Annotated in this window: 11 protein-coding genes; 5 read left to right on the forward strand and 6 right to left on the reverse strand. The window is 33.4% G+C overall.

Features of this window, described 5'->3' with window-relative positions; translation table 11 throughout:
- Window positions 1-3 precede the first annotated feature (3 nt).
- Window positions 4-1782, forward strand: a complete 1779-nt coding sequence (opp4A, locus tag V5E38_RS18920; RefSeq protein ID WP_499211130.1) for an oligopeptide ABC transporter substrate-binding protein — start codon at window positions 4-6, stop codon at window positions 1780-1782.
- A gap of 558 nt (window positions 1783-2340) precedes the next feature.
- On the opposite strand, the gene V5E38_RS18925 is transcribed toward opp4A, so the two are convergent.
- The 3 genes from V5E38_RS18925 to V5E38_RS18935 all read right to left on the reverse strand — a co-directional run bounded on the left by V5E38_RS18925 (window position 2341) and on the right by V5E38_RS18935 (window position 6527).
- Window positions 2341-3747, reverse strand: coding sequence for an amino acid permease (locus V5E38_RS18925; protein ID WP_499211131.1), 1407 nt, complete (start codon window positions 3745-3747; stop codon window positions 2341-2343).
- Window positions 3748-4014: 267 nt separating this feature from the next.
- Entirely contained in the window at window positions 4015-5301 is a 1287-nt protein-coding gene (locus V5E38_RS18930) for a Glu/Leu/Phe/Val family dehydrogenase (protein ID WP_025569073.1), read from the reverse strand.
- A 14-nt stretch (window positions 5302-5315) separates the two neighbouring features.
- The gene (locus V5E38_RS18935; RefSeq protein ID WP_025569075.1) at window positions 5316-6527 is read right to left on the reverse strand and encodes an ornithine--oxo-acid transaminase; all 1212 of its coding nucleotides are present in this window, start codon (window positions 6525-6527) and stop codon (window positions 5316-5318) included.
- A gap of 329 nt (window positions 6528-6856) precedes the next feature.
- On the opposite strand from V5E38_RS18935, the gene V5E38_RS18940 reads away from it, so the two are divergent.
- Window positions 6857-8278 (forward strand): sigma-54 interaction domain-containing protein, encoded by a 1422-nt coding sequence (locus V5E38_RS18940; RefSeq protein ID WP_097973218.1) that lies wholly within the window; start codon window positions 6857-6859, stop codon window positions 8276-8278.
- A gap of 131 nt (window positions 8279-8409) precedes the next feature.
- The gene (locus V5E38_RS18945) at window positions 8410-8691 is read left to right on the forward strand and encodes a hypothetical protein (RefSeq protein WP_097973216.1); all 282 of its coding nucleotides are present in this window, start codon (window positions 8410-8412) and stop codon (window positions 8689-8691) included.
- 51 nt (window positions 8692-8742) lie between these two features.
- Here V5E38_RS18945 and pheA read toward each other — a convergent pair whose 3' ends face one another.
- From pheA to V5E38_RS18960, 3 genes are all read right to left on the reverse strand, one after another.
- Entirely contained in the window at window positions 8743-9591 is an 849-nt protein-coding gene (pheA, locus tag V5E38_RS18950) for a prephenate dehydratase (protein WP_499211132.1), read from the reverse strand.
- Between the two features lie 103 nt (window positions 9592-9694).
- A complete protein-coding gene (locus V5E38_RS18955; RefSeq protein ID WP_499211133.1) occupies window positions 9695-10681 on the reverse strand; it encodes a LacI family DNA-binding transcriptional regulator in 987 nt (328 codons plus the stop codon).
- A 258-nt stretch (window positions 10682-10939) separates the two neighbouring features.
- Window positions 10940-11377: a galactokinase gene (locus V5E38_RS18960; protein ID WP_499211134.1), complete on the reverse strand. Its 438-nt coding sequence runs from the start codon at window positions 11375-11377 to the stop codon at window positions 10940-10942.
- Between the two features lie 604 nt (window positions 11378-11981).
- Here V5E38_RS18960 and V5E38_RS18965 point away from each other — a divergent pair.
- Entirely contained in the window at window positions 11982-12350 is a 369-nt protein-coding gene (locus V5E38_RS18965) for a DUF2500 domain-containing protein (RefSeq protein WP_499211135.1), read from the forward strand.
- 20 nt (window positions 12351-12370) lie between these two features.
- Entirely contained in the window at window positions 12371-13237 is an 867-nt protein-coding gene (locus V5E38_RS18970; protein ID WP_499211136.1) for an NAD-dependent epimerase/dehydratase family protein, read from the forward strand.
- Window positions 13238-13461: the final 224 nt, after the last annotated feature.

The following is a 13461-nucleotide window of genomic DNA, read 5'->3' on the forward strand; positions in this document are numbered from 1 at the left end:
AATATGAAAAATGCAAAAAGCTTTACTAAAGTATTAAGCGCAATGGCAGTATCTATGATGATTCTTTCAGCATGTAAAGGTGGCGACACAAAGACTTCAACTACTACTAAGCAAATCGATCAAGCTGCTTTTCCAATTAAAGTTTCAAATAACAAAAAATCGGTTTCAGGTGGCATTTTAAAATATGGTTTAGTTTCAGATACGCCATTTGAAGGTATCTTAAATAACGTTTTTTATGAAGGTGACCCAGATTCACAGGTTCTTCAATTCTTTGATGAACCACTTCTTTCGACAGATGAAAACTATATTTATGATCAAGATGGTGCTGCTACATATAAATTAAGTGATGATAAAAAGACGATTACTTTAACAATTCGAGATAATGTCAAATGGCATAATGGCGATCCTGTTACAGCATCAGATTTAGAGTACGCATACCTTGTAATTGGTAATCCAAAATACACTGGTGTACGCTATGATTCACAAATGTCTATGATTGACGGTATGGAAGATTATCATAATGGTAAGGCAAAAAATATTTCTGGTGTTAAAGTAATTGACGATCATAACATTTCAATTACGTTTAAAGAAGCAAACCCATCAGTACTTACTGGACTATGGACTTACCCATTACCTAAAAAATATTTAGGTAATGTGCCAATTGATAAATTAGTATCATCTGACCAAATTCGTAAAGCTCCTATCGGCTTTGGACCATTTAAAATTAAAAAGATCACTCCAGGTGAAGCTGTAGAGTTCGAAGCGAATAAAGATTACTGGAACGGTGCTCCAAAACTTGACGGTGTACTTTTAAAAGTTGTTAATCCAACTATTGCTACATCTTCTCTAGCAAACGGAGATATCGATATCGCTTCTGTTTCAGCTGACCAATATGATCAAGCTAAAAAATTAAAAAATATCTCATTAATCGGTAAAACTGAGTTAGCTTACTCTTACATCGGATTTAAATTAGGTCATTACGATGCGAAAAATGGTGTAAACGTAATGGATAATCCAAAATTCCAAGATAAGCGTGTACGTCAAGCAATGGCTTATGCCCTTGATAACAAATCAGTTGGGGAAAAATTATACAAAGGATTACGAGTGCCTGCAACATCTGTCATTCCACCATCATTCCCTAAATACTTTGATAAAGCATTAAAAGGATATACTCATGATCCTGAAAAAGCTAAAAAATTACTAGACGAAGCTGGTTACAAAGATGTAACTGGAGATGGCTTACGTGAAGATCCAAACGGAAAACCATTTAAAATCAACTTCGCTTCTATGAGTGGTGGCGATATCGCTGAACCATTAGCACAATTCTACTTACAATCTTGGAAAGAAGTTGGCTTAGATGTTCAATTATTAGATGGACGTTTACATGAGTTCAACTCATTCTACGATATGGTAGAAAAAGATAATCCAAAAATCGATATTTTCGCAGCAGCTTGGGGAACAGGTTCTGACCCAGACCCATCTGGAATCTGGGCGAAAAATGCACCATTCAACTACGTTCGTTGGGTAAATAACGACAATGATAAACTATTAAAAGAAGGTATTTCAGCAAAAGCATTTGATGAAAAATACCGTCAAGAAGTATACGATAAATGGCAAGAGCTTGTAAATGACGAAGTGCCAGTTATCCCTACTCTATTCCGCTTCGGTTTAGATGGAGTTAATAAGCGCGTTAAAGGTTACGACTTAACAGCTGGTCAAGGCTTCCAAGGTCACTTACAAGACATCACTGTAACAAGTAAAGAGTCTGAAAAAAATAAATAAGCAGTAAAAATGTAGCTGTCCCTTAAGTCAATGTACTTTTGGGACAGTTCTTTTTTTATGTGTATAACTCATATCTGATTCTAAAGAAAATATAGCCATAACAGTAAAATGTGGATAAGTAACTTCCCCATTCCTTTCTATAAAAGGTTATTAACAAGAACTTGCGAACATTTGTTAATATTTAATACAGAATCAGTTAAAAACAGTAATACGTTCACCAAAACAGTGGATAAGTAGCCGCTCTCCCCTGCAAAATCAAAAAAATATTTACGAAAATATGCACACTGTTGATAAAATTGTGAGCTTTGTTAATAAAGCAGTAATTTTTACTCGTAAAATTTGTGTGAACGATATAAAGTTTGTTACTGTGGGCTGAAATAAGTAGGTTCAATCTTAACAAGCATGAACAATCTGTGGACATTGTTGATAAAGTTGTGAGTTTCACTTAATTTTTGCAAAATCTGATCAACAACATAACCACAATTCAAAAAACTAAAAAACTCGCTAGTAATTACTAGCGAGTTTCCACAAATTTTTGAGACATTCTCAAAACAATTATTAACTTACTTTTTTATTCTCTTCTTGCTCGTGTTTTTCAATCTTATGCTTAGCAGAGAAATGATAATAAATTAAACATGCAATCATAAATGGAACACCACAGTACAATGCAATACGTTGGTCTGGGATAAATGCAAGGCTAATAATTACAGCCACATTTAAAACGAAAGCAACGATTGGAACGATTGGATAAAGAGGCGTTTTATATTTTAAATCCTCTAATTTTCCACCTTCTGCAATGTATTTCTTTCTACCTAAAAGATTTGATAATGCAATGCTTGCCCAAACAAATAAACAGCCAAATCCTGCAATTGATAGTAACCATAGATAAACCGTGTCTTCTGCGTAAATACCACTTAATAGAGATAAACATCCAAAAAACATACTAAAAGTTAAAGCGTTTAAAGGTACACCTTTTTTAGTTAATTTACCTAATTTCGCACTAACCATGCCTTTTTGAGCCATTGAATACATCATACGTGATGTTGCGTATAAACCAGAGTTAGCAACTGATAGAACAGCTGTAATAATAACAAAGTTCATAATATCTGCCGCATATGGAATACCGATGTTATCAAATACTACTACGAATGGACTATCTACTAAACCAGCTTTCTCCCAAGGGAATAAGCCTGCTAAAACAAATATTGATAAAATAAAGAATACTAGAATTCGCCATACAGTGTTATTAATTGCTTTAGGTACAGCTTTTGCTGGATCTTCACTTTCACCAGCTGCAATCCCTACTAATTCACTTCCCTGGAATGAGAAGTTAACTGCAACCATTGTGACCATTATCGCTAAAAAGCCTTTCGGGAAAAGTCCACCGTGGTCTGTAAAGTTAGTAAGCATTGGAGCTTTTGACCCTTCTACTGGTACAATGCCAAACATTACTGCTCCACCTAAAATAATAAATAAAACAATTGTTACTACTTTAATACTTGCAAACCAAAATTCAACTTCAGCAAAACTCTTAGTTGAAAGTGCGTTTATTGCGAATAATATTACCCCAAATACTACACACCAGATCCAAGTCGGTACATCTGGAAACCATCTCTTCATTAACATACTAACCGTGATTAACTCTAAACCGATTGTTACCGACCAGTTTAACCATGCCATCCATCCAACTACATAGCCTGATGCTGGTGAGATATATTTAGTTGCATAAGTTTGATAAGAACCAGCATCTGGTAAATTAACTGCTAATTCTCCCAAACATAGCATTGTTAAATACATTACGATTCCACCTACTAAGTAGGCTAATATTGCTCCACCTGGGCCAGCTTCACTAATTGTATAGCCTGATCCCATAAACAAACCTGTCCCAATTACTCCCCCAAGAGCAATCATAAACAAGTGTCTGCTTTTAAGCTCTTTCTTTAACCCCTGTTCTTGTTGATTCATGAAAGTCCCTCCTCTAGATGTAAATTGTGCGTATAAGTTAAAATATTCTGATATAACAGAATATTAGCTCCCCTAATTTACTTTACCGCACACAAAAGCGCTCTAAATTAACTTATTTTGAAACTAAATTATCAGACAAAATCTGAAAGCGTATTCAAATCATTGTACCGAAATAATATCTTAATTATAAAAATAGAGTTTATTATCTGTCAATACAATATAAGTGCTCCAGATGGAATTTCCATCTGGAGCAAACCAATTAATCTATTAAACCCATCCACGGAAACGAGATGCTTCCGCCATTTTGCGAATACCAACCATATATGCAGCTAATCTCATATTTACTTTGCGATTAACTGAAGTTTGGTAAACACTATCAAATGAACGAACCATTTTTTCACGAAGTTTTTGAGCAACTTCTTCATCAGACCAGTAGTAACCTTGGTTATTTTGAACCCACTCAAAATAAGAAACAGAAACTCCACCAGCACTTGCTAGTACGTCTGGAACTAGTAAAATTTCGCGCTCTGTTAATATTTTAGTAGCTTCTAAAGTAGTCGGACCATTTGCAGCTTCAACTACGATTGATGCTTTAATATTGTGAGCATTTTCAATTGTAATTTGGTTTGAAATTGCCGCTGGAACTAAAATATCACAAGGTTTTTCAAGTAATTCTTTATTCGAAATAACATCAGTAAATAAATTAGTTACTGTCCCGAAGCTATCTCTTTTTTCTAGTAAGCTATGAATATCTAAACCGTCTGGATCGTATAATGCGCCAAGTGCATCAGAAATACCGACTACCTTTGCACCTGCTTCAACCATAAACTTCGCTAAGAAGCTACCCGCATTTCCAAATCCTTGAACAATGACACTAGCACCCTTTAAATCAATTCCCTTACGTTTAGCAGCCTCTTCGATACAGATTGTAACACCTTGAGCTGTAGCTGTTTCACGTCCTTCTGATCCACCTAATACAAGTGGTTTACCAGTAATAAATCCAGGAGAATCAAATTCTTGAATTCTACTATATTCATCCATCATCCAAGCCATAATTTGTGGGTTAGTATATACGTCTGGAGCAGGAATATCCTTTGTTGGTCCAACGATTTGGCTAATCGCACGAACATATCCTCTACTTAAACGCTCTAACTCATAAATTGACATTTTTCTTGGATCACAAATGATACCGCCTTTTCCCCCACCGTATGGTAAATCAACGATACCGCATTTTAAGCTCATCCACATTGATAAAGCTTTTACTTCGTCCTCATTAACCTCAGGATGGAAACGAATTCCACCCTTTGTTGGACCTACAGCATCATTATGTTGTGAACGATAGCCAGTGAAAATCTTCACTGAGCCATCATCCATTCTTACCGGAATTTGAACTGTTAAAAATCGTAATGGTTCTTTTAATAACTCATAAAGTTCTTTTGAATAACCAAGTTTATGAAGAGCTTCTGAGATTACTTCTTGAGTAGACTCAATTAATTCTCTTCCTTCTTCTTTGATTTTGTTTTGTACTTCATTTTGTGGGATTGTAGTTGTCATTTTTATCGCTCCATTTATACAGTTGCTTTATATTGGCTAAATACTTCGTTAATTTGTTGAATTGACCAGTCTAAATCTTCTTTTGAAATAATTAATGGTGGTGCAAAACGAATTACTGTATCATGTGTTTCTTTACATAATAAACCTTGTTTCTTTAATGCTTCACAATAAACACGTGCTGGTACATGAAGTTCTACACCAATAAATAATCCACGTCCTCTAACTTCTTTAATGTGAGGATGATCGATTTCTTTTAATTTTTCCATAAAGTAGTTTCCAAGCTCATTTGAACGCTCAGCTAACTTCTCTTCTTCAAGAACTTCTAAAGCAGCTACAGAAACTGCACAAGCTAATGGATTTCCACCAAATGTAGATCCGTGAGAACCTGGCTCAAATACGCCTAAGATTGAACGATTTGCAGCAACACATGAAATTGGGAATACTCCGCCACCAAGTGCTTTACCTAAAATGTACATGTCAGGAGTTACGCCATCCCAATCACATGCAAAAGTTTTACCAGTTCTACATAAACCTGTTTGAATTTCATCTGCAATAAATAATACGTTTTCGTTTTTACAAACTTCAGCTACTTCAGGTAAGAATCCTTCTTTAGGGATATTAATTCCAGCTTCACCTTGAATTGGTTCGATTAAGAATGCAGCCGTATTAGGCGTAATTGCAGCTTTTAATGCTTCAATATCGCCATATGGAATTAACTTAATTCCTGGTAAGAATGGTCCAAATCCACGTTGATAATCTTTTTCTGATGATAAAGAAACTGCAGCCATCGTACGACCGTGGAAGTTTCCAACACAAGCAATAATTTCTGCTTGGTTTTCCTCTACACCCTTAACATCATAAGCCCATCTTCTAGCAGCTTTAATAGCTGTCTCAACAGCTTCAGCACCAGTGTTCATAGGTAAAATCATATCTTTGTTCGTAACTTTTGCTACCTTTTCATACCACTCACCCATGTTTTCACTATAGAAAGCACGAGAAGTTAATGTAACTTTATCAGCTTGATCTTTTAAAGCTTGGATAATTTTTGGATGACGATGCCCTTGGTTTACAGAAGAATATGCACTTAACATATCTAAATATCTGTTACCCTCAGGGTCTGTAACCCAAATACCTTCAGCTTTAGAGATTACTACTGGAAGTGGATGATAGTTATTTGCGCCATATTGATTTGTTTGGTCAATGATCTTTTGAGAATTAGTTGTCATTTGAGTTCCCCCAATATTATTGATTAATTTTTAGTCTCTTACTAAAATAATAAGCAATTTCCGTGCCAAACCTGTTAAATAAATTAAAATTCACAAAATGTACTTATTCTAAGCGTTATTCATCTTTAATCATGATACCGTTTTCAATTTACCGCAAAATATTTTTGCATTCAGGCGCAAAATTAATTAAAATATGCATAGAATATTTGCAGCAAAAAAACGATTAACAAAGAAAATTAGCACATCCGGAAAAAACTGCCTTTTTATCTTACCAAAAATAGTTAGAAGTGCAAATTTTTTCTATTGTTATAATGAAAAGAGAGAATTATATGAAAAATGATAAGCAAAACTTTTTAGCTGTTGATGAATTATTACAATTAATATTAGAAGAAATTGATATCGGTATACATGTAGTTGATCAAGATGCAAATACAATGGTATATAACCGCAAAATGATGGAAATCGAAATGATGAATGAAGAGGATGTCTTACATAAAAACCTTTTAGATGTCTTTACGTTTCAAAAAAACCAATCGAGCACCTTACTTGATGCCCTCCAAAAAGGTAAAGTACGAAAAAATATTAAACAATCTTATTTTAATAATAAAGGAAAAGAAGTTACGACAATCAATGATACTTACCCAATAATGAAAGAAAATAAAATTATTGGAGCGATTGAAATGGTTCGCGACGTGACAGAATTAAAGCAATCTGTGCAGGAAGGTATTCTTCAAAACAGAAATACACGTTATACATTTGAACAATTAATCGGAACATCCGAGTCATTTAAAAACATAATTGAAGATGCAAAAAGATCTGCCAAGACCTCTTCATCAGTATTAATTGTTGGAGAAACTGGGACAGGTAAAGAACTATTCGCTCAAAGTATTCATAATGCTAGCAAAAGAGCAACAAAGCCATTCATTTCTCAAAATTGCGCCGCTCTTCCAGAATCCTTAATTGAAAGTATTCTTTTTGGGACAAAAAAAGGGGCATTTACTGGGGCAATTGATAAGCCTGGATTATTTGAAGAGGCAAATGGTGGAACATTATTATTAGATGAAATTAATTCACTTAGCCCTAATTTACAGGCTAAACTTTTAAGAGTTATTCAAGAACGTAAAGTTAGAAGAATTGGTGAAATTAACGAAAAAGAATTAGATGTTCGAATTATTGCTACGATAAACGAAGACCCTATTGAAGCAATCGCGAATAATCATTTACGTAAAGACTTATATTACCGCCTAAGTGTCGTTTCATTATTTCTACCGCCACTACGTGAACGCTTCGAAGATATATTATTGTTAGCAAACTTCTTTATTCAAAAATATAATCGCCTTTTCGGCCATCGGGTAACTAATTTAGATGAAAATGTAACAAACTTCTTCCTGAATCATAACTGGCCAGGTAATATACGCGAACTAGAACATATGATTGAAGGCGCAATGAACTTAGTAGAAAATGAAACAACTATATCTGCAACTCATTTACCAGCTAGATTTTTTAACGAAAAAAGAAATACAATTGCTACTCCAATCGTTCAACAACAAAGAGACGTTACATTACATCAGGTAGAATCAATAGATGACAAATCAAATTTAAAAAATACTTTATTGAACAAAGAAAAACAACATATTATAAATGTTTTAAATGATCACAACGGCAATATTACACAGGCTGCAAAACAATTAGGCATCAGTAGACAAAACTTACAATATCGTATTCGTAAGTTTAATTTATTGAATGATTAAGTTTTAATAAAGTATTGTATTAAATAATTCTAATTTTCTAATTCAGAAGAATATACAATATGCCCAAACCTTCCACTTTTGTCCTGCATATTTTGATTATGTAAGACTCATAAGTAAAGGAGGTTTTTTATATGTCGAATGAACATGAGTATCGTCCGCATGGATTTGGTGGCGGTGGCTTTGGACACGGTGGATTCGGAGGCTTTCATGGTGGATTTGGTGGAGGATTTGGTAGACCTGGATTTGGATTTGGTAGACCAGGGTTTGGATTTGGATTTGGACGTCCATTTTTCCGTCCGTTCTTCCGTCCATTTTTCCCATTTTTCCCATTTTTTTGGGGTGGTTATGGCTATGGCTATCCTTACTACTATTGCCCACCAGGATACTATTGTCCTCCCCCTTATTACTACTAAAAATGTAAAAATAAAAAATATCAAAGAGAAGGCTTATAAACCTTCTCTTTTTTATAGTGATATTGTTGAATAACTTCCTACAACATCAACTGAAAAGCCTAAAGCTTCCAATTCTTGCTTTACTCCAGGTAATAATACTTCATCGTAGCCCATCTCAACATCAATAATGAAAAAGTAATTTCCTAATCCAGTTTTCGTCGGACGCGACTCGATTTTTGAAAGGTCAATCTTTCTCCATGCAAATGCAGAAAGTACTTGGTGAAGCGCACCTGCATGATTCTCCGGCATGTTAATCACTAGAGTTGCCTTAGTATGTTTAGGTTGAAAATAACTTGTTTCTAAATTAGCATCTTGTCTTTGCAAAACAACAAATCTTGTGTGATTATATGAATTTGAATGAATATCTGAAGCAACAATTTCTAATCCATATTTCTTTGCAGCAAATTCGTTAGCGATTGCCGCTATACACTCATTAGATTGCTCACTAACCATTTTAGCCGCAGCACTTGTAGAAGTAACTGGTTCTAACTTTGTATATTTATATTGATTATGCAAGAATGTGTGACACTGAGCTAACGCATGAGAATGAGAATAAATCACCTCAATATCCTTTACTCGATGTGCTTGTCCTTTTGCCATCAATAAATGCTGTCTTATCGGTATAATAATTTCACCAACCATTTTTAATGGCTGTTCATGTACAAGATAATCAATTGTTGTGGTCACGGATCCTTCAACCGAATTCTCTATTGGTACGACAACTAAATCAACTTCACCTTCCGCAACATTATCCATACAAACAGGAATACTAGAATAAGCAATATGTTCATCATTCTTAAATACAGACCGAACAGCAACATGTGTAAAAGTCGCCTCAGGACCTAAATACCCAACCTTCACGTTCCCACTCCTTTTAATTTTTAATTATACTAAAAAGAGTTAAGATTAAAAGTAAAATGTTTAATTTTTAGCAATTATCTTACAAATTTCGCAAATAGTTGCTTTAAAGGCTACTTTGACGAATCTTTAACGTCGTAGGAACAATCACTTTTTTAGCTACTTTCCTACCTAAAAGTCTTTCCATTAATAAATCTACTGCAGATTCACCCATTAATTCAGTGTATACCTTCAAAGTACTTAAGCTAGGAAAAAGATATTTTGAAAACACGAAATCATTCATTCCGATTAAATTTACTCGCTCTGGTACTGATATTTTTGCTTCATGAAGTGCTCTTAAACATCCGACAGCCATCGTATCACAACCAATTATAAATGCTGTTGGTAAATCTCCACCTTGTTCTCGAATTGCTTTGTTCATCAAATTAAACCCTGCTTCAGCTGTAAAGTCACTTAAGTAAAGATTCTCTTTTCGAAAGAGTCCCTTTTCTTCCAAATAATTTTTAAATGTTTTCACACGGGAATTAATTTTTTGACCTTGCTTCTTATCATACTCGCGTCCACCAATATATCCGATTTTTTGATGTCCATGCGATATAAAATGATCTAAAATTTTTATAATAGCATTCTCATAATCTGTCACAACAGAATCGTATTTCTCCTCATCTGGTGAAAAATCAACAAAAACGATATTTTTCGATACTTTTTTCAATGAGCTAATTTGCTGATCATCAAACTTACCTAATGCAATCACACCAAGTATTTGCTCATCTAACATCCCTTTTTCATTTCCACGAAAAAAAGTAGAAATGTGCAAGGAATGTTGTTCACACTTATTTTCAATTCCAAAACGAATTAGCATATAAAAGAGATCACTTAATTCTTCATTTCCATGATCGCCTTTAACTAGTGCGATTTTAGCAATATTCTTTTTTACTTTCGATTTTTTCTTATATGAAAGCTTTTCTGCTGTTTCAAAAATTCTTTGTTTTGTATCGTCACTTACTGACAGTGCAGGGTCATAATTAAGCACTCGTGATACAGTAGCAATCGATACCCCTGCTTTTTCGGCAATATCTTTAATTGTAGTCATTACAACTCTCCTCGTAACCTTCCAATCTGAATTGTTTTCGAAACTATTACTTTAATATTAACAGTTGAAGGTTGTACGATTATTCATTAAATATGGAGAATTTTTTACATATTTTAATTTTTTTAAATCAAGATCGTATAATTAAGTTTTATTTAAGCAAATTTGAAATATTATAATTTACATGAGGAGAATTTAATTTTTCTGGAGTAATCTTAGCTGTTTTTTAATTGTTGAAAATATTAATGTGGTTTCTCTTTTCTATTCGTATAATGTTTTTAACATTGTATCTGTTAACGCTTCAACTGATTTAGTTGAAGATAGTCCTACTTCATTTGGAAGATTACTGTAAATCAGTATGTCCATCCCCCTATTGATTCGATACCCTGCTTGTTTTAAATAACTTATCACTTTCTTTAAGTAGCTAGTCCAGTCATGCTTTATTTCTTCACCTAAATCATTTAAAGAAATTTCAATGATTCCTAAATCTTCAAAGTTTAAGGATACTAATTTAATTAGTTGCGTCTCTGTTCTAGACAAAAGCACATAAATGCCAAATGATTGTGAAGTATTGCGACCCTTTCCAACAAAGTCCGTAAGTTCTTCGATTTCGTCCGTATGGCCTGATACAAAAAAAACGCGTAAATTAGAATGACTGTAATACTGATTGTAAACTGATATTAAATCTTTAACATTCATTTCCTTATCACTCCTATAACTAATTTTCCATAATCCCTACCCGTTTTTCGATTAGATAGTAATAGATTTAAATTATCTAACCCTTTATCTCCTTGCTAGCCTTATTTCATTGATCACCATACTAGTTTTAAAGCTACTACCATGGCGATGGAACATAATAGAGAAAAAAGAGTTCTATTAAAAGTATCCTACTCCCCTGAATATTATTGGTCAATAATTAATCCAATTAAAATTTACTAAAATGGAAGTATTTTTTACGTAGTTTTTTATTCTGTCACAATTAATGTTCATATAAGGAAAATAACGAGATTTACACTTAATTTAAAGCTTTTTTGTGTTGTAGTTCTATTAGATTATTAATAGTAATTATTTTACATTTTTTACTAGCCGGATCGATTTTAGCGTTATATCTATATAACAAAAGAAATAAAATTCACTAAAATAATTTAATGTTTACAATACAGCTCCAATTTTATTTACTTGTTGAAAGAAATAGGTTTATTACTTTCAGAAATTTTAATAAACTATATATAGAGAGACCGATTTGACTTAAAAAGGATTAAGAAGTGTGAGACTTACAATTTATTAAAAGGGGGTCATAATAATGTCAGGGTTTGATGCAGGTTTTGATATTTTTAAAATTATTGCTTTCGTATTTCCAATCATTTTCGTCTTCGTTTTTGCAGGTATATTTTTTGCACTATTAAAAGGATTAAAGCAGTGGAATTATAATAATAAACAACCCAAATTAATTGTCCCAGCAAAAATAGTTACTAAAAGAATAGATTACGTTCAGCGTGCTAATACGAATCAGTTCGCTCATTCCTCTACACATTATTATGTTACACTTGAGGTCGAATCTGGAGACAGAATTGAATTTCAAATTGATGGGTTCATTTATGGTCAATTAGTAGAAAATGATACAGGAAAACTAACTTTTCAAGGAACGAGATTCATAAACTTTGAGCGATAATTTCTTTTCGGGGTGGAATAATGAATGTTTTCATAAGTGGTGCCACGGGTTTTTTAGGGAAACATACGACTAAAAAATTAAGTGAATTGGGCTATTCCGTTATAGCCTTTGGAAGAAATGAGGAAGCAGCTAAATTTTTCAACAAGATGAAGAATGTCACCTTTGTTAAAGGAGATTTGAATGACTCTGTCTTATTGGAAGAAAATATAAAGAATGTAGACTATGTAATCCATTGTGCTGCACTTGCAGCACCTTTTGGACGTTTTTCTGAATTTGAGAAAACAAATGTTGAAGGGACAAAAAATATTGTTAAAGCTTCACTTTCAACAGATTTAAAAAAATTTATTAATATTTCGACCCCGAGTGTGTACTTTACTAGTGAGAGTCGTAAAGATGTTAAAGAAAGTGATCCGCTGCCATCAAAACACTCTAATTATTACGCTGAAACAAAACATATGGCAGATTTAATTATTGAAGATGCAATTGAAAAAGGACTACCTGCAATCTCCCTAAGACCTAGACAAATATTTGGACCATTCGATCATACGATTTTCGGAAGATTTATACAGATAAATGAAAATGGACGAATTCCATTAGTTCATAAAGGACAAGTTCTAATGGATTTTACTTATATCGATAATGTTGTCGATATGATCATCGCTTGTATGAATGCAGATAATGTCTTTAATGGTGAATACTACAATATTACAAATGATCAACCTCTTTATTTAATTGACGTGCTTAAACAGCTCTTCTTTGCCTTAAATAAAGAGTTGAATACAAAAAACATCTCACCAAAACTACTGTCATTTATCGCGTTGAATTCAGAAATAATTGCGAGGATTACTAACAAACCACCGAAAGTTTCCAAGCATATTGCCAATTGAGCTATGACTATACACTTAATATTGAAAAAATCAAAAGTGATTTAAACTATAAACCTAAAATATCAATTAATGAGGGTATTAAGCGTTATGCTGACTGGTACTTAACTACAAATAATTGAAAGTAAGACAACTAAAACAAGCTAAAGTCACCTAAATATTTATATTTAAGTGATTTTAGCTTGCTTTTGCTAATTTCTCTAAAGCAATGATAATAGCAATCTCAA

The sequence above is a fragment of the Rossellomorea sp. GAMAL-10_SWC genome, assembly GCF_049568075.1.
Taxonomy (GTDB): Bacteria; Bacillota; Bacilli; order Bacillales; family Bacillaceae_G; genus Gottfriedia.

What these genes read in the sequence shown, in the direction of transcription:
- opp4A (WP_499211130.1), top strand. Translation starts at nt 4, where the DNA reads ATGAAAAATGCAAAAAGCTTTACTAAAGTATTAAGCGCAATGGCAGTA.
- V5E38_RS18925 (WP_499211131.1), bottom strand. Translation starts at nt 3,747, where the DNA reads ATGAATCAACAAGAACAGGGGTTAAAGAAAGAGCTTAAAAGCAGACAC.
- V5E38_RS18930 (WP_025569073.1), bottom strand. Translation starts at nt 5,301, where the DNA reads ATGACAACTACAATCCCACAAAATGAAGTACAAAACAAAATCAAAGAA.
- V5E38_RS18935 (WP_025569075.1), bottom strand. Translation starts at nt 6,527, where the DNA reads ATGACAACTAATTCTCAAAAGATCATTGACCAAACAAATCAATATGGC.
- V5E38_RS18940 (WP_097973218.1), top strand. Translation starts at nt 6,857, where the DNA reads ATGAAAAATGATAAGCAAAACTTTTTAGCTGTTGATGAATTATTACAA.
- V5E38_RS18945 (WP_097973216.1), top strand. Translation starts at nt 8,410, where the DNA reads ATGTCGAATGAACATGAGTATCGTCCGCATGGATTTGGTGGCGGTGGC.
- V5E38_RS18955 (WP_499211133.1), bottom strand. Translation starts at nt 10,681, where the DNA reads ATGACTACAATTAAAGATATTGCCGAAAAAGCAGGGGTATCGATTGCT.
- V5E38_RS18960 (WP_499211134.1), bottom strand. Translation starts at nt 11,377, where the DNA reads ATGAATGTTAAAGATTTAATATCAGTTTACAATCAGTATTACAGTCAT.
- V5E38_RS18965 (WP_499211135.1), top strand. Translation starts at nt 11,982, where the DNA reads ATGTCAGGGTTTGATGCAGGTTTTGATATTTTTAAAATTATTGCTTTC.
- V5E38_RS18970 (WP_499211136.1), top strand. Translation starts at nt 12,371, where the DNA reads ATGAATGTTTTCATAAGTGGTGCCACGGGTTTTTTAGGGAAACATACG.